Origin of the sequence: Sphingobacterium yanglingense (assembly GCF_004363245.1) — a bacterium.
GTDB classification, from domain to species: Bacteria; Bacteroidota; Bacteroidia; order Sphingobacteriales; family Sphingobacteriaceae; genus Sphingobacterium; species Sphingobacterium yanglingense.
The window spans coordinates 236,440-260,746 of sequence record NZ_SNYV01000015.1 but is presented as its reverse complement, the minus strand read 5'-3'; the positions used below and the strand labels follow the sequence as shown (position 1 = coordinate 260,746).

Genomic DNA, 24,307 nt, shown 5'->3' with positions numbered 1-24,307 from the left:
CATGAGAAAAGAAGAAAAACAAGAAATTGTTCAAGCTTTAGCCGAACAGATTAAATCCTACGGTAATTTCTATATTACTGACACTGCTGATTTATCTGTTGAGAAAATCAATGGAATTCGTCGCAGATGTTTTGAGCAAGATATTGTCATTCAAGTTGCTAAGAACAGCTTGATCGAGAAAGCCTTGATCGAAGCAGGAATCGACTCAGAAGAATTGAAAAGCGTATTGAAAGGTGCGTCTACTTTATTGTTCTCTGAGAGTGGTAATGCGCCAGCAAAATTGATAAAGCAATTACGCAAAGAGGGAGATAAGCCAGTATTAAAAGCTGCTTATATCCAAGAAACAGCTTTCGTAGGCGACAATCAATTAGATGCACTAGTTAACCTTAAATCTAAGGATGAATTGGTTGCAGACATCATTGCAGCATTACAATCACCTGCGAAGAATGTTATTTCTGCTCTTCAATCGGGAGGAAATACAGTTTCAGGTTTGTTGAAAGCTTTAGAAGATAGAGGCTAACGAACGTCTCTCAAATAAAAGTTCGTAGACTAAAAAAAACAATTATTTAAGAAAATTTTAAAAATCAAAATAAAATGGCAGATTTAAAACAACTTGCTGAGCAGTTAGTAAATTTAACAGTAAAAGAAGTTAAAGAATTAGCTGATATCTTAAAAGACGAGTACGGTATCGAGCCTGCTGCTGCTGCTGTTGCAGTTGCTGCTGCTCCTGCTGAAGCTGGCGCTGCTGCTGAAGAGAAAACTTCATTCGACGTTATCTTGAAAGAAGCTGGTGGTCAAAAATTAGCGGTAGTGAAATTAGTTAAAGATTTAGCTGGCTTAGGCTTAAAAGAAGCTAAAGATTTAGTTGACGGTGCTCCTAAAGAATTGAAAGCTGGTGTTTCTAAAGACGAAGCAGAAGCTTTGAAAAAACAATTAGAAGAAGCTGGTGCTGTTGTTGAAATTAAATAATTTCGCATAGAGCCCAAAAGAGATTAGACTCTGATAGTTTCTATCAGAGTCTATTCCTGTTTTAATGTATTGAAGAGGATCATACGTGTACTGGCGCATGATTTTTAGAGTGACAATTTACAGTACAATTAAGCTCAGTTTTTTTAAACTAAAATCTTATTCCCTTGGCAAACAATAATATTCAAAAGGAAAGAGTCAACTTTGCTACAAGTAAGAAGGTAATTGATTATCCGGATTTCTTGGACGTGCAATTGGAGTCTTTCAGGGAGTTTTTTCAATTGGAAACTACTTCTGATAATCGCCATCAGGAAGGGTTGTACAAGGTTTTCGCGGAAAACTTCCCTATTTCTGATTCAAGAAACATTTTCGTGCTAGAGTTTTTGGATTATTTTATCGATCCCCCTCGTTACGATATTCAAGAATGTATCGAGCGTGGCCTAACTTATAGCGTGCCCTTAAAAGCAAAGTTAAAGTTATCTTGTAATGACGAAGAGCACGAAGATTTCGAAACCATCGTACAAGACGTATACTTAGGTACAATACCGTACATGACACCAAAAGGTACTTTCGTTATCAATGGTGCAGAGCGCGTTATCGTATCTCAGTTACACCGTTCTCCTGGTGTATTCTTTGGTCAGAGTAGACACACAAATGGTACTAAACTTTATTCTGCAAGGGTAATTCCTTTTAAAGGATCTTGGATTGAATTTGCGACAGACGTTAATAATGTCATGTACGCTTATATCGATCGTAAGAAAAAGTTCCCAGTTACGACCTTGTTACGTGCTATCGGTTATGATTCAGATAAGGATATCTTAGAATTATTCGACCTAGCTGATGAAGTAAAAGTTAGTAAATCGGGATTGAAGAAATACGTTGGTCGTCGTTTGGCGGCAAGGGTATTGAACAAGTGGACTGAAGATTTCGTGGATGAGGATACAGGAGAAGTTGTATCAATCGATCGTAACGAAATTATTTTTGAACGTGAAACTGTTTTGGAAGAGGATCACATTGACTTGATCATCGATGCAGGTGTAAAATCTATTATACTTGCCAAAGAAGATGAATCAAACAATGCGGACTATTCTATTATATATAATACCTTACAGAAAGATACGTCTAACTCCGAGAAGGAAGCGGTAGAACATATCTATCGTCAATTACGTAACGCTGAACCACCTGATGAGGAAACTGCTCGTGGTATCATCGATCGTTTATTCTTCTCTGACAAACGTTATGATTTAGGTGATGTAGGTCGTTACCGTATCAATCGTAAGTTACAATTAGGTAAAGACGCAGATACAAAAGTATTGACGCGTGAAGATATTATCGCTATCGTTAAGTATTTGATCAACTTGATCAATTCTAAAGCAGAAGTGGATGATATCGATCACTTGTCTAATCGTCGTGTACGTACTGTAGGTGAGCAGTTATATGCTCAATTTGGTGTTGGTCTAGCTCGTATGGCTCGTACTATTCGTGAGCGTATGAACATTCGCGACAACGAGGTGTTTACGCCTACAGATTTGATCAATGCGCGTACATTATCGTCGGTGATTAATTCGTTTTTCGGTACGAATCAGCTTTCTCAGTTTATGGATCAAACGAATCCATTGGCTGAGATTACGCACAAGCGTCGTTTATCAGCATTAGGTCCTGGTGGTCTTTCTCGTGAGCGCGCCGGATTTGAGGTTCGTGACGTTCACTATACACACTATGGTCGTCTTTGTACGATTGAAACTCCAGAGGGACCAAACATTGGTTTGATTTCATCATTGGCTGTTCACGCAAAGATTAATAACCTTGGTTTTATCGAGACTCCATACCGTAAAGTAAAAGATGGTCGTGTAGTGGTAGAGGAACCTGTTGTTTACCTGTCTGCTGAAGACGAAGATGAGAAAACAATTGCGCAAGCGAATGCAATATATGATGATAAGGGTAATTTTGAGGATCCAAAAGTAAAAGCAAGATATGAGGGTGACTTCCCGGTTATCGAGCCAGAGAAATTGGATTTGATGGATGTTGCTCCGAATCAGATTACTTCTATTGCAGCTTCGTTAATTCCTTTCTTGGAGCATGATGATGCCAACCGTGCGTTGATGGGATCCAACATGCAGCGTCAAGCTGTTCCGTTGTTACGTCCACAAGCGCCAATCGTTGGTACAGGTCTAGAAGGACGTGTAGCATCCGATTCTCGTACGTTGATTAATGCTGAAGGTTCTGGTGTAGTCGAGTATGTTGATGCTGAGGAAATCAAAATCCGTTACGACCGTACGGATGATGATCGTCTAGTATCATTTGACGACGATGTTAAAACATATCGTTTAATTAAATTTAAGAAAACAAACCAGAATACTTGTATCAACTTGAAGCCAATCGTTAAGAGAGGACAAAAAGTTGTTAAAGGACAGGTATTGTGTGAAGGATATGCAACTGAAGATGGCGAGCTAGCATTAGGTCGTAACTTGAAAGTGGCATTCATGCCTTGGCAAGGTTACAACTTTGAGGATGCGATCGTTATTTCTGAGCGTGTAGTGTCTCAAGATATCTTCACTTCTCTTCATATTGAAGAGTTCGAGTTGGAGGTACGTGATACTAAACGTGGTGAAGAAGAGTTGACTGCAGATATCCCTAACGTTTCTGAAGAGGCTACTAAAGACTTGGACGAAAACGGTATTATCCGTGTTGGAGCTGAGGTCGGTGAAGGTGATATCTTGATTGGTAAGATTACGCCTAAAGGTGAGTCTGACCCTTCACCAGAAGAGAAGTTATTACGTGCGATCTTTGGTGACAAAGCTGGTGATGTAAAAGACGCTTCATTGAAAACTCCTCCTTCTATCAAAGGTGTGGTCATCGATACCAAGTTGTTCTCTCGTGCTAAGAAAATGTCTAAAGAGGTTGAGAAAAAAGCCTTAGAGAAATTAGAGATTACACATGAGAAGAATCTAAGAATATTGAAAGACCGTTTGGTTGATAAGTTATTTACAATTGTAAATGGCAAAACTAGCCAAGGTATCTATAATGTTTATAAGGAGCTTTTATTAGCAAAAGGTGCCAAGTTTACTCAGAAAATTCTGATGGATCTAGATTACGCAAATGTTAACCCATTTGGCTGGACTACAGATGACGAGAAAAACGATATGGTGAAAATGTCGCTTCACAACTATAACATCAAATTGAACGAGGAGCTAGGTGCTTTCAAACGCGATAAGTTTGCTGTTTCTGTGGGGGATGAGCTTCCTTCTGGTATCGTACAGATGGCTAAGGTTTATGTCGCTAAGAAACGTAAGTTGAAAGTTGGTGATAAGATGGCTGGTCGTCACGGTAACAAAGGTATCGTAGCACGTATTGTACGTGACGAGGATATGCCTTTCTTAGAAGATGGAACACCAGTAGATATCGTATTGAACCCACTGGGTGTACCTTCACGGATGAACTTAGGTCAGATCTATGAAACTGTATTAGGTTGGGCAGGTCAAAAGTTAGGTATGAAATTCGCGACGCCAATCTTCGACGGTGCTGAAATGGATCAAGTGGAAGAGTGGGTAGACAAAGCTGGATTACCTAGATCAGGACGTACGTATTTGTACAATGGTCTTACAGGAGATCGTTTTGATCAACCGACTACTGTTGGGGTTATCTATATGTTGAAATTAGGACACATGGTCGACGACAAGATGCACGCTCGTTCTATCGGACCTTACTCATTGATTACGCAACAGCCATTAGGTGGTAAGGCGCAATTCGGTGGTCAGCGTTTTGGTGAGATGGAGGTTTGGGCCTTAGAAGCATTCGGTGCATCTAACATCTTACAAGAGATCTTGACTGTGAAATCGGATGACGTCGTAGGACGTGCTAAGACATACGAAGCAATTGTTAAGGGTAATAATTTACCTACTCCTTCTGTTCCTGAGTCGTTCAATGTATTAGTACATGAACTAAGAGGTTTAGGTCTGAACATCACATTAGATTAATCAAGTAAAGAAATGAGCTTAAGAGGCCTGTCCTCTTAAGCTTTTACATACATCTTTAAGTTATACAACGTATGTCTTACAAAAAAGATAATAAAATTAAAAGTAACTTCACTTCCATTACCATTAGTTTGGCTTCGCCAGAAACTATCTTGGAGCGTTCAAGTGGAGAAGTTACTAAACCAGAAACAATCAACTACCGTACCTACAAACCGGAGCGTGATGGTTTATTCTGTGAGCGTATCTTTGGTCCTGTGAAGGATTATGAATGTCACTGTGGTAAATACAAACGTATTCGTTATAAGGGTATTGTGTGTGACCGTTGTGGTGTAGAGGTTACAGAAAAGAAAGTACGTCGTGAGCGTATGGGACATATCAACTTGGTAGTTCCTGTAGCGCACATTTGGTACTTCCGTTCACTTCCTAATAAAATTGGTTATTTGTTAGGTCTTCCAACGAAGAAGTTGGATATGATTATTTATTATGAGCGTTATGCAGTTATCCAACCTGGTATCAAGGAGGATGATGGTATTTCGTACATGGATTTCCTAACAGAAGAAGAATATTTGGATATTTTGGATACCCTTCCAAAAGAAAACCAATATTTGGATGACAATGATCCTCAGAAATTCATCGCTAAGATGGGTGCAGATGCTTTAGAAGAATTGTTAAAGCGTCTTGACTTAGATCAGTTGTCTTATGATTTACGTCACCAAGCAGCAAACGAGACTTCGCAACAACGTAAAAATGAGGCTTTAAAGCGTCTTCACGTTGTAGAAGCTTTCCGTGGTGCTAATACACGTATAGAAAATAGACCAGAGTGGATGATCGTTAAGATCGTTCCTATTATCCCACCTGAGTTACGTCCATTGGTGCCTTTAGATGGTGGTCGTTTTGCGACTTCGGATCTAAACGACTTATACCGTCGTGTTATTATCCGTAACAACCGTCTTAAACGCTTGATCGAAATTAAAGCTCCTGAAGTAATCTTACGTAACGAAAAACGTATGCTTCAAGAGGCAGTCGACTCATTGTTTGACAACTCTCGTAAGGTAAACGCAGTGAAAACTGAAGGTAACCGTGCGTTGAAATCATTATCTGATATTCTGAAAGGTAAGCAAGGTCGTTTCCGTCAAAACTTATTAGGTAAGCGTGTCGATTATTCTGCTCGTTCGGTAATTGTTGTAGGACCTCATTTGAAATTACACGAATGTGGTATTCCTAAAGATATGGCTGCTGAGCTTTACAAACCATTCATCATTCGTAAGATGATCGAAAGAGGTATTGTAAAGACGGTAAAATCAGCTAAGAAAATTGTAGATCGCAAAGATCCGGTAGTATGGGATATTCTTGAAAATGTATTGAAAGGACACCCTGTATTATTAAACCGTGCTCCTACGCTTCACCGTTTGGGTATTCAGGCTTTCCAACCTACTTTGGTAGAGGGTAAAGCTATCCAATTACACCCATTAGTGTGTACAGCGTTTAACGCGGATTTTGACGGTGACCAGATGGCAGTTCACTTACCGCTAGGTAATGCTGCAATTTTGGAAGCCCAAATCCTAATGTTGGCTGCTCATAACATCTTGAACCCTGCGAATGGTTCTCCTGTTACTGTACCATCTCAAGATATGGTATTGGGTCTTTACTATATTACTAAAGGCCGTAGGACAGATGATTCTCGCAAGATGAGAGGTGAAGGAAGTACTTTCTATTCTCCAGAAGAAGTAATCATCGCTTTGAATGAGAATCGCATTGATCTTCACGCATGGATTAAAGTGAGAACTGAAGTCCTTACGAAGGCTGGACAGATTGAACCGCAAATCATCGAGACAACTGTGGGAAGAGTAATCTTCAACCAGATTGTTCCAGAAGAGGTAGGTTATATCAATGAGATCTTGACTAAGAAATCGTTGCGTAATGTCATTGGTGAGATTGTAAAATCTACAGGTATGGCACGTGCAGCAAAATTCTTGGATGATATGAAGGAACTTGGTTTCCAAACAGCATTCAAGGGTGGTTTATCCTTCAACTTGCAAGATTTAAATATTCCTGCTGCAAAAGCAGAATTGATTTCGCAAGCTACAAATGAAGTAGACGAGGTGATGAACAACTATAACATGGGTTTCATTACTAACAACGAACGTTACAACCAGATTATCGATATTTGGACGCGTATCAACAACAGGTTGACTGCGCACGTAATGGATATCTTGTCTAATGACAACCAAGGTTTCAACTCTGTATATATGATGTTGGATTCTGGAGCCCGTGGTTCGAAAGAGCAGATTCGTCAGCTATGTGGTATGCGTGGTTTGATGGCTAAACCTCAAAAATCTGGAGCTTCTGGAGGTGAGATTATCGAGAACCCGATTTTGTCAAATTTTAAAGAAGGTTTGTCGGTATTGGAGTACTTTATTTCTACTCACGGTGCGCGTAAAGGTCTTGCGGATACGGCCCTTAAAACAGCCGATGCGGGTTACTTGACTCGTCGTCTACATGACGTTGCACAGGATATGATTGTTGTTGATTTCGATTGTGGTGGATTACGTGGTCTTTATACGACAGCATTGAAAGATAATGATGATATTATCGAACCATTGTATGACCGTATTTTGGGACGTACACCGCTTCATGATGTTTATCATCCTGAAACCGATGAGCTTATCGTAGCTGCAAATGATGATATCACAGAAGAAGTTGCTGCTGCAATTGACGAAGCTGGTATCGAAGGCTTAGAAATTCGTTCGGTATTGACTTGTGAGGCTAAGCGTGGAGTTTGTGCTTGTTGTTACGGACGTAACTTAGCATCAGGTAAGCGTGTTCAAATGGGTGAGGCAGTCGGTGTAATCGCTGCTCAGTCTATTGGTGAGCCAGGTACACAGTTGACGCTTCGTACATTCCACGTGGGTGGTACGGCATCGAATATTGCCAATGAGTCTACTATCATCGCGAAATATGAAGGTACTATCGAGTTTGAGAACGTTCGTACGGTAGAAAAAGAAGGTGAAGAAGGACCGTATAATGTTGTCTTAGGTCGTTCTGGGGAGATTAAGGTTGTAAATGCTGACCGTAAGGTGCTTTATCAACAAATTATCCCTTACGGATCTAATCTTTATGTTAAAGAAGGTGATAAAGTAGAAAAAGGTGCTAAGCTTGTTGATTGGGATCCATATAATGCTGTGATTATCTCTGAGTTTGCCGGTAAAGTTGAATTCGATGCTATCATCGAAGGTGTTACTTTCCGCGAAGAGTCAGATGAGCAAACTGGTCACAAAGAGAAAGTGATTATTGAAACACGTGATAAAACTAAAAACCCGACAATCAAGGTTCTTGATAATAAAGGTGAGGTGATCCGTTCATACAATATTCCAGTAGGAGCACACGTTTCTGTTTCTGATGGTCAAAAATTGAAAGAAGGTGCTGTTTTAGTTAAAATCCCTCGTTCGACAGGTAAAACTCGAGATATTACGGGAGGTTTACCTCGTGTTACAGAGTTGTTTGAAGCTCGTAACCCTTCGAATCCAGCTGTTGTTACAGAAATCGATGGTGTTGTATCATTAGGAGGTGTAAAACGTGGTAATCGTGAGGTATCTATTGAATCCCGTGATGGTCAGGTTAAGAAGTACTTAGTACCTCTTTCAAAACATATCTTAGTTCAGGATAATGACTTTATCAAAGCAGGTATGCCATTATCTGATGGACAGATTTCTCCAGGTGATATTTTGTCAATCAAAGGACCTGCAGCTGTACAAGAGTATATCGTAAATGGTATCCAAGAGGTTTATCGTCTACAAGGTGTGAAGATCAACGATAAGCATTTCGAGACGATTGTACACCAGATGATGCAGAAAGTAAATATTGAAGATCCAGGAGATACACGTTTCTTAGAGAAAGAAGCTGTAAATAAATGGGACTTCATGGAGGAGAACGATTCATTATACGACAAAAAGGTTGTTGTTGAAGCTGGTGATTCTAACGAATTGCGTCCAGGACAAATTGTTACGTTACGTAGATTGCGCGAAGAGAATTCACTTTTGAAACGTCAAGATATGAAACTAGTAGAAGTTCGTGATGCTATTCCAGCTACATCTAGTCCATTGCTTCAAGGTATTACTAGAGCGTCATTAGGTACTAAATCATTCATTTCAGCAGCGTCCTTCCAGGAAACTACTAAAGTGTTGAATGAGGCAGCTATCGCCGGAAAACGTGATAATTTATTAGGATTGAAAGAAAACGTAATTGTAGGACACTTAATTCCTTCAGGTACAGGTCTTCGTCAATACGGTAATATCATCGTTGGATCGCGCGAAGAATACGATCAGTTGTTAGCTTCTAAAGAAGAAGATTAATCGCTATTTAATAACATTGCAAAAAGGGGGTGTCCAGCTGGATACCCCCTTTTTTATGATAAGTAATTTTGCTATCTAATTACTTTATCTCATTGGTTTTTATGAAGTATAACTATAACGTTATAGTGAATTATGCAATCGATCGCGTTGACTTTCGACTTTGCTTGTGATGAGATATTATAGTACAATTGTATGTCGATGGACTTAGAGAATATAAGTCTAATCGATCGAAAGTATAATATAGATAACCCATGGAACCTGAAAATTAATTGTTAAATGAAATATATTTACCATTACTTGCTGAAATAGAAAAGCTGTTAAGGTAGGTTTCGGATTAAAAGCTCTAGCAGCGACTATAATGTTTTTCTAAAATAGCTAATTCTACGAGTTGGATATCCTTTGATTTAACAGGAGATCTGAAAGGGAGATCATATGCTAAACTATGATTATCGTTAAAAAAATGAGTATAAGTTGTCTTTCTGTGAAAGGTTTGAGAGATATTTTTATTGAGGTATTCTAATTGTTTTTATATGGTGCGTTACCTTGTTTTTAGTTTTTTTCAAGTCTTCACTTTCTTTTTTTGTTATGTGGAGAGTTGTGGACAGTCAATATTAGAAAAGGTAATTAGAACTGTTCATGATGAACAACTACGCGATTTTGATAATGTGTCTGGATTAGACAAACAAATTGCAGAATACTTATCTGGACTGGACAAGAATACTGGACAGTGGACAGCATTTGACTATAAAGACCATAAACGTATCAATCCGAGTTGGATACCTGTGTTGGAACGGATGCGCTTGATGACGTTAGCATATACGCATCCGAAAAGCGTGTATTTCAGAGACAAAGATCTGTATAAAGCAGTTAGCAACAGCTTATACTTTTTTACCTCCCAGAAGCCTCTACCTTATTGTGATAATTGGTACATACAAGGAATAACTCGGCCCCAATTGCTGACCAAATGTTTGATAAATATGCAACTTTCGGCTGAAGGTTTGAATACAGAGACAAAACGTAACCTAATAGATGCAATTTGCTTGGACACGGCGCTAAATAGTCCGGGAAGGAATAATCCTAATCATAAATATAACTTCGGAGCCAATAAAGCACAAATCGCCAAAGGATGGGTTATCATCGGAGCTATATTGGAGGATAGGAATATGTTGGAAATTGGTGTAAAGGAGGTCTATGCTCCTATCCAACGAACTACAGGAGAGGGAATCCAACATGACTTGTCTTATGATATGCACTATGGTTACCTCTATAACGGATCATACGGCGTTGATTTTATGCAGAGTGTGGTGGAGACCGCTTATATAATGAAAGACAGCCCCTATGCGCTCACAGGAGAAAAATTAGTTTTATTTCGGAACTTCATTAACGAGTCTATTTTTGGATTAATGCGCGGTCCATTTATAGATTGGAACATACTAGGAAGAGGAATATCACGGATTAATGCAACTAAAAAAGATCTTTCGGTAATACTAGACAAGTTAATAGCATTAGATCCTGCTGCGGGAGAACAGTACAGAATAATTCAACGTAGAATATCGAGTTTAAATACACCTTGGTTTGATATAACTCCTTCTCATCGTCATTATTGGAAAACAGATTATACTGTACACAAACGTCCCGCGTACACATTCAGTATACATGCAGTGTCCAATCGTAATTATTCACAGGAAATCGGTAATCAGGAGAATCTAATGGGATATTGGGGGGCACAGGGGACTACTAATCTACAATTGGAAGGAAATGAATATTATAATATATTTCCAATTTGGAATTGGGCGAGACTTCCTGGTACTACACTACCAGATAGTATTCCTCTACTTGAAAATAAAGCTCCAGGAACGGGTGATAGGAGAGGAACATCTTCTTTTTCTGGAGGGGTTTCAGATTCATTGTATGGTGCGACAGCATACGTTGTTGAAAACGATTTGGGAACTTCTTATAAAAAATCCTGGTTTATGTTTGATCATACTATCATATGTTTAGGAGCAGGAATAAAGAGTGAGCTTTCTGTACCTTTGAATACGACATTAAACCAATGTCTGCTTGGGAATGGAGATGTTCTTATCAAAAAGAGAAGAAGCAAAGCAATCAACAAGTTTTCTGGTGAAAAATATATAGATGATATTGAAAGTATATGGCACAATCGTGTAGGTTATTTCTTTCCGTCGGCTCAATCTGTAGATTTACGTATTGAAGAAAGATCTGGAGATTGGCGCACGATACGATCGTCTCAGGAAAATGAAAACAGAGAGTCTAAATCAGTATTTCAGCTAGGAATTCAGCATGGTATTAAACCGAATAACGCTTCATATGCATATATTCTCCTGCCGGGTATTGATAACGCAGAGGACATTGCGCGGTTTCGAGAGAATAGTGCGATCAAAATTGTTTACAATACCGAGAACCTACAAGCTGTAAATGACATAGAGCTAGGTATTTGGCAAATGATTTTTTATGATAGTGCGACTAATTACGAAGATGAGAATATTCTCATCAAAACGGATATCCCATCAATAATAATGCTTAAGAAAGTTGGTGATAGTGCATATGAGTTGTTTGTTTCAGATCCTAACCAGACGTATAAAAAAGCATGTGTGTCTGTATTGTTTAAGAAAAAGGGGCAGTTTAAGCATAGTGAAATTGATTTACCTTCATCTCCATATGCAGGACAAAGTAAACATTTAAGTTTGGAATTGTAATGGAATATTTATGGGGATAGGTGCAGTTATTAATCTCTCAGGATATACCTCTGTTAGTTAATTGTTGCAACATTTTGGTTACTTTGAGGGAATTCACTCAAACGATATAGTTTCGTTTTAGAGGATTCGAGAGCTGTATTTTTTCTATTTTGAAGGTTAAATAGGAATGAAGGGAGCCTTGTTGTTTTAACTTTAATACCGTAGTCGTTATATTTCGACTATAAAGAATTAAGTGGATGTGGAAAGCGGGAATATTCTAACGAATTTATATAGGTTTAAGAGCGACCTTATAAACAATATTATATCTAATTATTATTAATAATCTATACATGAGAGTTACTTCCTTATTGAGTTTGTTTTTGTTTTGTTTACTTCAATGGTCTGTTGCGCGAGAGGTTATTCCTTTTAATTCGGATTGGGCATACAAAAGAGGACCCTTTACCAACGATGTTTTTCAGTACGGCTCAGTGTTTCAAGGTAAATGGCAGACGGTTCAGGTACCACATACCTGGAATGCAACAGATATGCAGGAGACAACTATCAAAGTAGGAAGTTTGGGTAAGAATGAACGCTTTTATGTAGGCGATAGCTATTACCGCAAATCGTTTGCCGTACCAGCTGCATGGAAAGGAAAGCGGGTATTTATCAAGTTTGAAGGTGTGAATACGAATACGGAAGTGTATCTAAACACCAAATCAGTTGCACCCAAAAAGGACAAGGGATCAGTCACCTACAGCGAACCGGTGGCTATGGACAGCTACCAGTTTGTAGGACGCCATCAGGGGGGGTATTCGGCCTTTGTGTTTGAACTGACTAAGATGATTGATTATGGAAACGATAATGAATTGTTGGTCAAGGTGAATAATGAGGCTACACCACAGGTGATTCCTGTAAACCATACACTGTTTCCGATGTATGGCGGGATATACCGCCCGGTGGAGCTGATCGTAACGGATGAGGTGAGTATCGCAACCAGTGATTTTGCTTCTTCTGGTGTTTATATTACGCAGAAAAATGTGTCTAAGAAAAGTGCGGATATTGGCTTTAAAGTGAAGTTGGAAAATAAAACAGGAAAGATACAACCAATAGAGCTGACAACAACTATTTATGAAAATGACGGTAAGATTAAGGCTGCCTATAAGCAATCTTATCCGCTATTGCCCCAAGGAAGACAGGAGCTGAAGTACGAGATCAATGTCAAGAATCCGCACTTGTGGCAGGGGCTGGATGATCCTTACCTCTACAAAGTAGTGACACAGGTTAAACGTGATGGGGTTGTCGTGGACGAGATTGTAGAGCCACTGGGTATCCGTAAGTTTGAATTGATCGCGAGTAAAGGTTTTTTTCTGAATGGTATTAAATATCCGTTGTATGGCGTATGCCGTCATCAGGACCGGGAAGGAAAGGGATCGGCGTTGAGTGAGGCGGATCATGATGAGGATCTGGCCATCATCCAGGAAATGGGGGCGACAAGTATCCGTCTGGCGCACTACCAGCAGTCGGATTATTTCTATTCGAAATGTGATAGCATGGGCATAATTGTATGGGCAGAGATTCCTTTTGTAAATCGTGTGACTACTTTTGAAGAAAATAATGCACTGCAGCAGATGAAGGAACTGATCCGTCAGAATTTTAATCACCCTTCTATTTATATCTGGGGGCTACATAATGAAGTGTATACACCAAATACCTATACAGTAGAATTGACGTCCAAATTACATGATCTAGCAAAGTCCGAGGATCCGGATCGTTACACGGTGCAGGTTAGCGGTTATAATGTGGTCGATCATGCGGTAAATAATAATGCAGATGTACAGGGAATCAACCATTATTTTGGTTGGTACAACGGTGAGCTGGAAAATCAATCAGATAAGGTGGATGATGTACAGACTTGGGCTAAGCGTATCTCGGAACAGTTTAGCGATTACAAATTGATTTATTCGGAGTATGGGGCTGAGGCTGTGATCGAAGATCAGGCGGAGGTGACCGGCAATTTTGGAAATCAGTTTAGTAAACCGGATTTCTTCCCAGAGGATTTTGCTACGCGTTTTCACGAGATCAACTGGGGTACAATAGCCAAAACGCCTACTTTAATAGGTTCATACCTGTGGAATACCTTTGAATTTGCGACGCCGATTACGGGCTTGAATGTGCGTCCTCGTAACTATAAAGGGATTGTCACGTTTGATAGAAAAGTGAAAAAAGATGCTTTCTATTGGTATAAGGCCAATTGGAGTAAAACGCCAGTGGTATACATCACACAGCGTCGGGTGGTAAACAGAGGAAATGAAATTACGCCTATAACTGTTTACTCTAATCAGGGGGAACCGATTCTGACGGTGAATGGAAAAGTAGTGCAAGGAGTAAAAATAGGTGAAACTGCCGTACACTTCAAATACGATAATGTCCAGTTGAATTTGGGTGAGAATGTGGTAAAGGCTATCGTAAAGACAGAAGATGGAAAGACTATCGAAGATGAAATAAAGTGGAACTACGATCCGAAATATAAACGTGCTATCGGGGAGCCTTCGGTCACGAAGGATGAACATGTGGGGCTCTAATAGCAATTATATAAGGTTAAAACTGTTATGAAGAAAATGAAAAAATATATCCTGTTATCGGCAGTGTTGCTTGCATTGTCGGGAACAAGCTATGGACAATGGACGGGACCGAAAAAGAAGCCTACGGAGCAAAAAGAAGTCATGTACGGTCCGCTAGTGTCTGCTAAGCGCACGGATGCGAATATGGAAGCTTTTAGAAACTACGGATTGGGGCAGTTTATCCATTGGGGGGTATACGCTATTCCGGGGAATGAGTGGGAAGGGGTGAGCGCACGTGGTGGTGCAGCAGCATCGGAATGGATACGGAGCTGGGGTGGCGCTAATGCGCCCAAAGACTGGACAAAGACTTATGACAACCTATATAAGTCTTTCAGCGTAAAAGACTTTGATGCTAAGAAATGGGCAAAGCAGGCAAAAGATATGGGGGCTAAGTATATGATTTTTACGACTAAGCACCACGATGGTTTTGCTTTGTGGCCTACAAAATACTCGGATTATAACATCAGTAAAACGCCTTATAAAAAGGATATCGTTAAAGAGGTAGTGGATGCTTACGCTGCGGAAGGTATTGATGTATACTTATATTTCTCTGTGCTAGAATGGAACAATCCAGATTATATGGGTAAGGTGCCGCAGACGACGGAGGAAAAGAAACGCTTTGATAAGTTTCTGGCTTATACGCGCAATCAGCTTTTAGAGTTGTTGGACAATTACCCTACGATAAAAGGACTCTGGTTTGATGGTACCTGGGATGCTTCATGGAAGGCTGCCTATGACTTTACCTATAAGCTGGAAAAAGAGATGCGGGAGAAGCATCCTGGTCTAGTTATAGGATCTCGTTTTAGAAACGATGAGTATGGTGCTCGTCACTTTGATTCGAACGGCAACCTATTGGGTGACTATGAGCAGGGCTGGGAGCGTAAGATGCCGAAAGAGTACGAATGGTTGGATGGCAATGATTGGGATGCGGTGATGACGATACCGCCCAACGGTTGGGGCTATATGAAAGACTGGTCTGGCCTATATACCAAAACGACGGATGATATCCTCGATATGTTGCTGAATTCGGTGTCGATGAATGGTAACTTCGTGTTGAACTTTGGGCCAGACGGGGAAGGAAATATGCACCCGCGGGAAGATAAAATAGCAAAGGAACTTGGTGACTGGATGAAGGTAAACGGTGAGGCGGTCTACGGGGTACGTCATACAGACCTACCTTTGTCTAAATATGGTTACTATACACAGAAAGGCGATGATCTGTACTTAACGGTGTTCAACAGGCCGGTAAATGGTATTGTGCGTATCGCGGTGCCAAAAGCAGCTACGCAGGTGCCTGTGGAGGCAATTTTGTTGTCGACTAAAGTTACGTTGGAGGTTAAACATGCAGACATAGGCTTGGATTTGGACAAGAACACATATTACGATGTGATGGTACCGAACAGCTTTTCATCTTCACGTGCATTTGTAATCAAGATGAAATTGGGGACCCCAGTATCAAAGGCGGATAAATTAATGGAAGCCAAAATGTAGATGTTAATACAGCTTAACTTATGCAAGTAATAAAGTCTTGTTTCGCTTATTTTTTAACTCTAGCAACTAGCTGGTTTTGTGCGCTACCTGTATTTTCACAGGAGAGTATAGACAGGTCGCTAACACTGTGGTATGATCAACCGGCACGTATATGGGAGGAGGCACTGCCTTTGGGTAATGGGCTTAGCGGAGCGATGGTATTTGGCGGTATACAGGAGGAGCATTTCCAGCTTAATGATCATACGCTTTGGTCAGGAGGTCCAGAACCTGGTAACAATCTGCAAGCGGCAGCACTCCTTCCAGAACTGCGATCGGCCATATTTAGTAGGAACTACGAAGAGGCTGAGGCGATTTGGCGGAATATGCAGGGGCCGTACTCTGCCCGCTATCTTCCTTTAGGGGATTTACGCTTATTATTTGATATGGGCGGTACAACGGAGGAATACGTGCGGACGCTAGATATCAATGAAGCTGTTGCAACCGTTGACTTTTTGAACAAAGGTACGCGCTACCAGCGTACGGCATTCATCAGTCATCCCGCAAAAACCCTCGTTATCCAGCTTAAGGCGGATAAGAAAGGGAAGCTAAGTTTTGGAATCCAATTAGATAGCAAGCTTAGGCATAGTACCAAGGCTACAAGTCGGGGAATGATTATGCAGGGGCAAGCACCCTATGAGGTCGCAGCACGAAATTACTTTCCTGATCAGGTGGTTTATAATAATCGCGGAATCCGTTTTGAGGCCCATTTGGGTATAGATCTTAAAGGAGGCGAAATCGTTGTACAGGATAGCACGTTGAAAATCCAGAATGCGGATGAGGTGACACTCTATTTGACAGAGTCCACAAACTTTGCAGGTTTTGATCAGGAGTCCGGTCATGGTGCAGTAGACCCAGGAAGCATTGCTAGGGGATACCTAAAAGCAGCTATGAATAAAGGAGGGGAGAAGTTGCGTAAGGAACATGTCCTAGATTATAAAAATCTGTTCGAACGGGTGAAGTTTGATTTAGTTGCACCAACTGATTATAGCCAGTTGCCTACTGATCAACGGTTGAAACTCTTTATGCAACATGGCGATGACGTCGGGTTGCAAAAGCTGTACTATCAATTTGGCCGCTACTTGCTTATTTCAAGTTCAAGACCTGGTAGTAGACCTGCTAATCTACAAGGACTGTGGAATGATAAGATACATCCACCATGGGGGAGCAATTATACCATTAATATAAATACTGAAATGAACTATTGGCTGGCAGAAAGTACTAATCTACCGGAATGCCACGAAGCATTGTTTTCATTTATTGAGGAACTGGCTGTTAATGGTGCAAAGACGGCTAAAGTGAATTATGGTATTGATGAGGGGTGGATGGCACATCATAACTCGGACCTATGGGCTAAAACTTCTCCAGTAGGACATTTTGATATGGATAAAACCTATTATCCGCAAGCTTTCTGCTGGCAGATGGGAGGAGCGTGGTTGAGCACACATTTGTGGGAGCACTATCGGTATAATCGGGATAAGGTGTTCTTAAGCAATAGGGCATATCCTTTGATGAAAGGAGCAGCTCAGTTTTTACAACACTGGTTGGTGGCGGATCCAGAGTCAGGCTATCTGCTGACAGTTCCATCATCGTCTCCTGAGAATCATTTTACCTACGAGGGAAAGAAGTATGCTATCGGTAAGGGGACCGCAATGGATCTGGCAATAGTTCGCAAGCTCTTTACTGATGTTATTGAGGCAGCAAAAGAATTGGGAGAAGATGAAGCATTTCGTAAAGAATTGGAGGAGCAGTTAGCACGTGTATATCCTCATCAGATCGGACGATATGGACAGATACAGGAGTGGTATGACGATGTGGATGACCCTAAGGATACACATCGGCATATTTCTCAGCTTTTTGGATTGTATCCAGGTACAGAGATTGATCCTCTTACAACTCCAGCTCTGGCCGATGCAGCTCGAGTAACATTAGAGCATCGTGGTGACGTGAGCACAGGTTGGAGTATGGCTTGGAAAGTTAATTGGTGGGCGCGATTGAGGGATGGAGATCGATCGTATAAAATTTTACAAAAGGCATTTAACTATATAAACCCGGCAGATAAAACGGTGAAAAGCACGAGCGGTGGCGGCACTTACCCCAATTTATTTGACGCACATCCTCCTTTTCAGATCGATGGAAATTTTGGTGCGACAGCGGGGATGACCGAGATGATTATGCAGAGTCATACAGATATAATAGATTTGTTGCCGGCGCTACCGCGGACTTGGAAGGAGGGAAAGGTTCTTGGAATTAAGGCTCGTGGTAACTTTCAAGTTGATTTACATTGGAAGGATATGGAGATTACGTATGCGCGGTTGAAATCCTTATCCGGAGGAGAATGTATCATTCGGAGTAAACGTGAACTGAAAAGTGCTACACCTGCCCGTAGTTTTGAACGAGATGGATTTTTTTATTTGAGTTTTGATACAGAGAAAGATGAAATAATAGATCTTTTCTAGTAGCAATTAAGTGTAATAATAACTTTAACTAAGCTGTTGTTAGCTTAGCTAGCTATATTTAGTACAATTTAACTATACAATTATGTCAGTAACTTTTGAATCTAGGTACGCAATTGGTCCGAATGAAAGCAAGTCGTTGGACACAAATGGATTACGTGATAATTTTTTGATTGAGAAGCTGTTTTTCGAAGACAAAGTACACTTTGTATATAGCCATTACGACAGATATATGGCAGGAGGAGCTTTTCCAATTACACAGAAAATAAAATTAGAGACCATAGAACCTCTTTTAAAAGAGCCTTACTTTCTTTCGCGTCGTGAACTGGGAATTATCAATGTTGGAGGGGCCGGTGTTGTTGAGGTTGATGGACAAGTTTTTGAGATAGGTGCCAAGGAAGCCTTATATATAGGCAAGGGTGCAAAGGAGGTGTATTTCAGTAGTGATAATGCATCAAATCCGGCTAAGTTTTATTTAAATTCCACTCCTGCTCATCACAGTTATCCTACCAAAAGGGTTACAAAAGCCGAAGCTAATAAGATTGAGTTAGGCAGTATGGAAACAGCGAATCACCGTACTATCAACCAAATGTTGCTTCACACGGTTATTCAAACGTGTCAACTTCAGATGGGAATGACCGAGTTGAAACCAGGGTCAGTTTGGAATACTATGCCATCGCACACGCATGATCGCCGTATGGAAGTTTACTTCTACTTTGAGGTGCCAGAGGGGCAGGCCGTTTCTCATTTTATGGGCCCAGTCGACGAAACCAGACACATTTGGATGCAAAACGAACAAGCTGTCATTTCTCCTCCTTGGTCTATCCACTCTGGGGCCGGAACCAGCAATTATACTTTTATATGGGGTATGGCAGGCGAAAATATGGACTATGATGATATGGACAAAAGTCCAATTACGGATTTGAGGTGAGTAGATAGCGATGAAGAAGACCTTTTTAACGATCGCAATAGGTTGCGCAACATATCTATCGGCACAGGCTCAGCGAATTATTCAAGTGACGAATCCGACAGATAAGAATCGGCTAGAGGTGATATCGATTCCTTATACGTCTTTCGCTAAGCACTTTGGGATAGACACTGTTTTTAGTATACTGGATAAAACTTCTGGTCAGCCCGTAGTCCACCAACTAGAGAAGTTGGGGACGGCGACAGTAAAGAATGTGTTGATCCAAGTGAATATCGCACCCAATTCTAATTTGCATCTTATAGTTAACAATGAACGGGCAGTAGCAGCTAAATCAAAAACCTATGCGCGCTATGTTCCCGAGCGGTTTGATGATTTTGCTTGGGAAAATGATCTCGTGGCTTTCCGAATGTATGGCAAAGCACTTGAAGGGAGGGGCGATGATGCACAGGGGATGGATTACTGGGCAAAGAGAACCAATGAACTTGTGATTAATAAGTGGTATAAAGAAAATGATTACCACAAAGATCATGGTGAGGGGATGGATTATTATTCCGTTGGGCAAACTCTTGGTGCAGGAGATTTAGCTCTTTATTATAGCGATAAGATACAATTTACCAAGCATTATAGGCAATATCAGGTGTTGGATAATGGCCCTTTGAGGAGTTCTTTCCGTCTGATTTTTGAACCCCAGGATATACAAGGTGAAAAAGTTTCCTTCAGCAAGACGATATCCATAGATGCAGGTCAGCAGTTCAGCCGGATCGAGGTCAACTTGGATAATAAAGATGCAGCGACTACACCTGTAGTTGTAGGTATTGTAAAGCGGGGTGAGAGCAATCCTGAGTTCGAGTATAGTGCTTCAGATCGGACGTTATGGTATTGGGAACCCGAGATCAATAACGCTGGTCGTACGGGAATAGCCCTATTCGTCCCCAAAGCAAAAATTCAGTTTATTCCTGAGGATTTAAAACAATACTTGTTGAAGACAGAAATTGCTAATGGAAAGCCTTTTGTTTATTATAATGGTGCTGCTTGGGATAGAGCCGGAAAGATAACATCAGCAGAAAGGTGGGAAGACTATGTTGAGGATTTCGTTGATGCGATAAAAAAGCCATTGAGAATTAAATTTAAATAAGTAAAGAAATGTCAATTATAAATTCATTTGATCTATCGGGCAAAGTTGCTATCGTTACAGGGTGTAAAAGAGGAATAGGGAAAGCTTTAGCCGAGGCTCTTGCTGAAGCAGGGGCAGACATCATTGGGGTATCCGCTTCGTTAGAGAAGACAGGATCTACGGTTGAGAAAGCTGTAAAGGATTTGGGACGTAATTTTTACGCATATCAATGTAACTTCTCCAAGCGGGAGGAGCTATACCGGTTTATAGAACAAGTAAAAAAGGATCACCCCGTAATCGATATCCTATTCAATAATGCGGGTAATATTCTTCGTAAGCCAGCAGCAGAACACCCTGATGAGTACTGGGACGAAATTATTGAAATTAACCAGAATGCTCAATTTGTATTGACACGTGAAATTGGAAAAGATATGATTGCTAGAGGGGCAGGTAAGATTATTTTTACAGCATCTCTACTGACTTTTCAAGGAGGTATTACTGTTCCCGGATATGCTGCTTCTAAAGGTGCCATTGGTTCATTGACCAAGGCCTTTGCCAACGAGTGGGCATCCAAAGGCGTCAATGTAAATGCGATCGCCCCAGGCTATATCGCTACAGATAATACTGAAGCACTTCGTGATGATCCCGAACGTTCTGCATCTATTCTCGGCCGCATACCTGCAGGAAGGTGGGGGCAGCCACAAGACTTTAAAGGGCCAGCTGTTTTTTTAGCATCCAAAGCATCTGATTATGTGCACGGCACTATCTTGACTGTTGATGGGGGCTGGATGGGCAGATAAATATTTACTGAGTTGAGCCGACCTTGAGCCGACTCAACTCAGTTGTATTATAATCCCAATGTAAGAGGCTGTCCTTCCAATAATCTTTTGTAACGAATCAAAGCTTCAACGTAATAATAGTCTGCGTAGGTCAGTGGGACATCTACTTCAGAATTCCCCGGTAATGCCCCGACACTATGCTGAAGGATATACCCTCCGTTCTCACCATAATTAGCTTTATAAGGTGCTTTAGAAAGATTCTTTATTATTGTTTCTGCAGCAGTAAAGAAACGACGGCTTTCGCTTCCTTTGGTGTATTGGGCTAACTCCAATAGGGCCGAAGCATATAAAGAAGCAGCGGATACATCTCTTAAAGCTCTATTTTCATACATTTTGCTAGATGAAGGGATCTTATCCATATCAAAATCCCAATAAGGTATCAGATCTTCTGGTAGATTGGGGTGGTTAAGAATATATTTAGCAATGTGGCGGGCTTGACTCAAAAAGCTTTTGTGCTTTGTCTCCCGGTACATCATCGTATAGCCATACAGAGCCCAACCCTGTCCTCTCGACCATGCAGACTCATCTGCCGCACCCTGATGTGTTTTCTTAGCGAAGACCTCTCCTGTATCCTTGTCATAATCAACGACATGATAGGAGCTGTAGTCTTTTCTGAAATGATTTTTTATCGTGGTGTTGGCGTGATTAATAGCGATAGTCCGATATCTTGGGTTTCCTGATAGCTTAGACATTTCAGTCAAAAACTCTAGATTCATCATGTTGTCAATTATTACCGCATAATTCCATGAACCCCAACTCCAGGATTTAATAACTTGATGCTTATCACTATAACGGGATGCTAAGGACTCGGCACCTGTTAGTAATACCTCCTTATAGGTAGAGTCATGGGTCAAGCGCAGCGCATTTCCAAAACTACAATAAAGCATAAAGCCCAGATCATGTGTTCCCTTATTGTTCTTTTCTTTTGTTAAATAGATCAGTTTTTCCTTAGCTTCATCAAGTAATCTCTGGTCGACTAATCCTTCGTATAGATAAAGTAAAGTCCCCGGATAAAAACCAGAGCACCACCAATCCGAATTGCTATATTTTTGCTGACCATTTTCAAAAGTTTTCGGGAATTTATCCTGTGGCGTAGCCTCAACCAATACCTGGATCTGCTGAGCGGCGTCTGATAGTTCTTGATTGATAAACTCTAAACTGATAGTGGGTTTCTGTGCAAAAGTAACCGAAAGAAATAGTAGGGTGTGAACAAGTAATAACGAATATACACGTTTCATAAAAGTCTCCATATTAAATTTATAGGGTAATTATTCTGCACAAGAATACGTGTTATCAAGCAAAAAATAAAAAATAAACAGGTGTAGATATGCTTTTATTAACTCAATCGTTTTCGCAAATAACATTCACTTTATTCTTAATATCTCTCCTAAATCTGGGGATAGTTTACTAGCTTCATGTACTAATTAAAACTTAAAACCAAAATAGATGGCAAGCATTAAATCTGTAACAAGAGAAATTTTTATTGTCGGACTTGTTTTGTTCTTTTCGACAACAGCGTGTGTTCACGCTCAGAGCAAAGGAGAAAAGTGGACTGATCTGTTCGATGGTAAGACTTTGAAAGGGTGGAAGACAGCTGGAGGGAAAGCTCCTTATACCGTTGAAAACGGAGTAATTGTTGGTACAATGGTAAAAGGGACACCTAATTCATTTTTATTAACGGAGAGAGATTATGGTGATTTTATCCTCGAACTGGAAGTAAAGTTAGAGGGGACCGAAACTAATTCAGGTGTACAAACCCGAAGTCATATCAATGAGAAGGGGCAAGTATATGGTCGACAAGTCGAAATCGATCCCACTGCTCGCTCGTGGTCAGGAGGTATCTATGATGAGTCTCGTAGACTGTGGCTTTATCCTGTAGACCTCAACGAAAAAGCCAAGACTGCTTACAAAGTGGAGGATTATAACCACATTCGCATCGAAGCTATTGGCGATGAAACCAAGACTTGGCTCAATGGGGTGCCTGTAACTTATCTCATCGATACCTTAGATCCAAAAGGTTTTATCGCCCTACAGGTGCATGGGATACCAGATTATTTGGCAGGAAAGAAGGTTTATTTTAAAAATATCCGTATCCAAACCCAAGACCTAAAGCCACGTAGTTTTCCCGAAGATGTCTATATCGTTAATTTAAAGCCAAACCATTTGAGTAGAGCTGAGAAAAAAGCTGGCTATGAATTGTTGTTTAATGGCAAGAATGCGGATGGCTGGCGAAGCGTGCGCAGCAGTGATTTTCCGGACAAAGGCTGGGAGATTAACAATGGACAAATTAGCGTGTTGAAATCAGATGGAGCCGAATCGACAAATGGTGGTGATATCGTTACAAAAAAGCAATACAAGACCTTTGATTTTTCTTTCGAATTTAAACTTTCTCCAGGTGCTAATAGTGGCGTTAAGTACTTTGTTACACTCCAAGAACAAACTAGTGGGTCAGCTATTGGGTTGGAATATCAAATTTTGGATGACCAATTGCATCCAGATGCAAAAGAAGGACTCGATGGAAACCGTACGTTAGCTTCGCTATATGATCTGATTACGGCAAACAAAACAACACGTGGTTTGAAGCCCATCGGGTCCTGGAATCGTGGACGCATAGTGGTGTCGGCGGACGGGCAAGTCACACACTACCTTAATGGTTTTAAAGTGCTGTCCTATATACGAGGATCTAAGGAGTACAAAGATCTGGTCGCGTTGAGCAAGTATAAAAACTGGGAACGGTTTGGTGAGGCTGAGGAGGGACATATTCTCTTACAAGATCATGGTGATCATGTCTCTTTCCGTAATATTAAAATTAAAGAACTGAACTAAATCATCTA

The 24,307-nt window shown here is 40.7% G+C and carries 13 protein-coding genes; 12 read left to right on the top strand and 1 reads right to left on the bottom strand.

Annotation, left to right across the window (positions count from 1 at the left end; genetic code table 11):
* The first annotated feature begins 1 nt into the window (after position 1).
* From rplJ to CLV99_RS14800, 11 genes are all read left to right on the top strand, one after another.
* Entirely contained in the window at positions 2 to 520 is a 519-nt protein-coding gene (rplJ, locus tag CLV99_RS14850) for a 50S ribosomal protein L10 (RefSeq protein ID WP_133585304.1), read from the top strand.
* 74 nt (positions 521 to 594) lie between these two features.
* Positions 595 to 969: a 50S ribosomal protein L7/L12 gene (gene rplL / locus CLV99_RS14845; protein WP_133585303.1), complete on the top strand. Its 375-nt coding sequence runs from the start codon at positions 595 to 597 to the stop codon at positions 967 to 969.
* A 164-nt stretch (positions 970 to 1,133) separates the two neighbouring features.
* Positions 1,134 to 4,943: a DNA-directed RNA polymerase subunit beta gene (rpoB, locus tag CLV99_RS14840; RefSeq protein ID WP_133585302.1), complete on the top strand. Its 3,810-nt coding sequence runs from the start codon at positions 1,134 to 1,136 to the stop codon at positions 4,941 to 4,943.
* Positions 4,944 to 5,014: 71 nt separating this feature from the next.
* Positions 5,015 to 9,292, top strand: a complete 4,278-nt coding sequence (gene rpoC, locus CLV99_RS14835) for a DNA-directed RNA polymerase subunit beta' (protein WP_133585301.1) — start codon at positions 5,015 to 5,017, stop codon at positions 9,290 to 9,292.
* Between the two features lie 530 nt (positions 9,293 to 9,822).
* Positions 9,823 to 12,009, top strand: a complete 2,187-nt coding sequence (locus CLV99_RS14830; protein WP_133585300.1) for a polysaccharide lyase family 8 super-sandwich domain-containing protein — start codon at positions 9,823 to 9,825, stop codon at positions 12,007 to 12,009.
* A gap of 329 nt (positions 12,010 to 12,338) precedes the next feature.
* Complete coding sequence (locus tag CLV99_RS14825; protein WP_133585299.1) at positions 12,339 to 14,570, top strand: glycoside hydrolase family 2 protein; 2,232 nt, start codon at positions 12,339 to 12,341, stop codon at positions 14,568 to 14,570.
* Positions 14,571 to 14,606: 36 nt separating this feature from the next.
* Complete coding sequence (locus CLV99_RS14820; RefSeq protein WP_133585298.1) at positions 14,607 to 16,100, top strand: alpha-L-fucosidase; 1,494 nt, start codon at positions 14,607 to 14,609, stop codon at positions 16,098 to 16,100.
* Between the two features lie 20 nt (positions 16,101 to 16,120).
* Positions 16,121 to 18,595, top strand: a complete 2,475-nt coding sequence (locus CLV99_RS14815; RefSeq protein WP_133585297.1) for a glycoside hydrolase family 95 protein — start codon at positions 16,121 to 16,123, stop codon at positions 18,593 to 18,595.
* A gap of 82 nt (positions 18,596 to 18,677) precedes the next feature.
* Positions 18,678 to 19,523, top strand: a complete 846-nt coding sequence (gene kduI, locus CLV99_RS14810; RefSeq protein WP_133585296.1) for a 5-dehydro-4-deoxy-D-glucuronate isomerase — start codon at positions 18,678 to 18,680, stop codon at positions 19,521 to 19,523.
* 10 nt (positions 19,524 to 19,533) lie between these two features.
* Positions 19,534 to 20,655 (top strand): DUF4861 family protein, encoded by a 1,122-nt coding sequence (locus CLV99_RS14805; RefSeq protein ID WP_133585295.1) that lies wholly within the window; start codon positions 19,534 to 19,536, stop codon positions 20,653 to 20,655.
* An 8-nt stretch (positions 20,656 to 20,663) separates the two neighbouring features.
* Positions 20,664 to 21,434: an SDR family oxidoreductase gene (locus CLV99_RS14800; RefSeq protein WP_133585294.1), complete on the top strand. Its 771-nt coding sequence runs from the start codon at positions 20,664 to 20,666 to the stop codon at positions 21,432 to 21,434.
* Between the two features lie 47 nt (positions 21,435 to 21,481).
* Here CLV99_RS14800 and CLV99_RS14795 read toward each other — a convergent pair whose 3' ends face one another.
* Complete coding sequence (locus CLV99_RS14795) at positions 21,482 to 22,711, bottom strand: glycoside hydrolase family 88 protein (protein WP_133585293.1); 1,230 nt, start codon at positions 22,709 to 22,711, stop codon at positions 21,482 to 21,484.
* A 208-nt stretch (positions 22,712 to 22,919) separates the two neighbouring features.
* On the opposite strand from CLV99_RS14795, the gene CLV99_RS14790 reads away from it, so the two are divergent.
* Positions 22,920 to 24,299 (top strand): 3-keto-disaccharide hydrolase, encoded by a 1,380-nt coding sequence (locus tag CLV99_RS14790; RefSeq protein WP_133585292.1) that lies wholly within the window; start codon positions 22,920 to 22,922, stop codon positions 24,297 to 24,299.
* Positions 24,300 to 24,307: the final 8 nt, after the last annotated feature.

What these genes read in the sequence shown, in the direction of transcription:
- CLV99_RS14800 (WP_133585294.1), top strand. Translation starts at nt 20,664, where the DNA reads ATGTCAATTATAAATTCATTTGATCTATCGGGCAAAGTTGCTATCGTT.
- CLV99_RS14805 (WP_133585295.1), top strand. Translation starts at nt 19,534, where the DNA reads ATGAAGAAGACCTTTTTAACGATCGCAATAGGTTGCGCAACATATCTA.
- CLV99_RS14825 (WP_133585299.1), top strand. Translation starts at nt 12,339, where the DNA reads ATGAGAGTTACTTCCTTATTGAGTTTGTTTTTGTTTTGTTTACTTCAA.
- rplL (WP_133585303.1), top strand. Translation starts at nt 595, where the DNA reads ATGGCAGATTTAAAACAACTTGCTGAGCAGTTAGTAAATTTAACAGTA.
- CLV99_RS14815 (WP_133585297.1), top strand. Translation starts at nt 16,121, where the DNA reads ATGCAAGTAATAAAGTCTTGTTTCGCTTATTTTTTAACTCTAGCAACT.
- rplJ (WP_133585304.1), top strand. Translation starts at nt 2, where the DNA reads ATGAGAAAAGAAGAAAAACAAGAAATTGTTCAAGCTTTAGCCGAACAG.
- CLV99_RS14790 (WP_133585292.1), top strand. Translation starts at nt 22,920, where the DNA reads ATGGCAAGCATTAAATCTGTAACAAGAGAAATTTTTATTGTCGGACTT.
- rpoC (WP_133585301.1), top strand. Translation starts at nt 5,015, where the DNA reads ATGTCTTACAAAAAAGATAATAAAATTAAAAGTAACTTCACTTCCATT.
- CLV99_RS14830 (WP_133585300.1), top strand. Translation starts at nt 9,823, where the DNA reads ATGGTGCGTTACCTTGTTTTTAGTTTTTTTCAAGTCTTCACTTTCTTT.
- kduI (WP_133585296.1), top strand. Translation starts at nt 18,678, where the DNA reads ATGTCAGTAACTTTTGAATCTAGGTACGCAATTGGTCCGAATGAAAGC.
- CLV99_RS14820 (WP_133585298.1), top strand. Translation starts at nt 14,607, where the DNA reads ATGAAAAAATATATCCTGTTATCGGCAGTGTTGCTTGCATTGTCGGGA.
- CLV99_RS14795 (WP_133585293.1), bottom strand. Translation starts at nt 22,711, where the DNA reads ATGAAACGTGTATATTCGTTATTACTTGTTCACACCCTACTATTTCTT.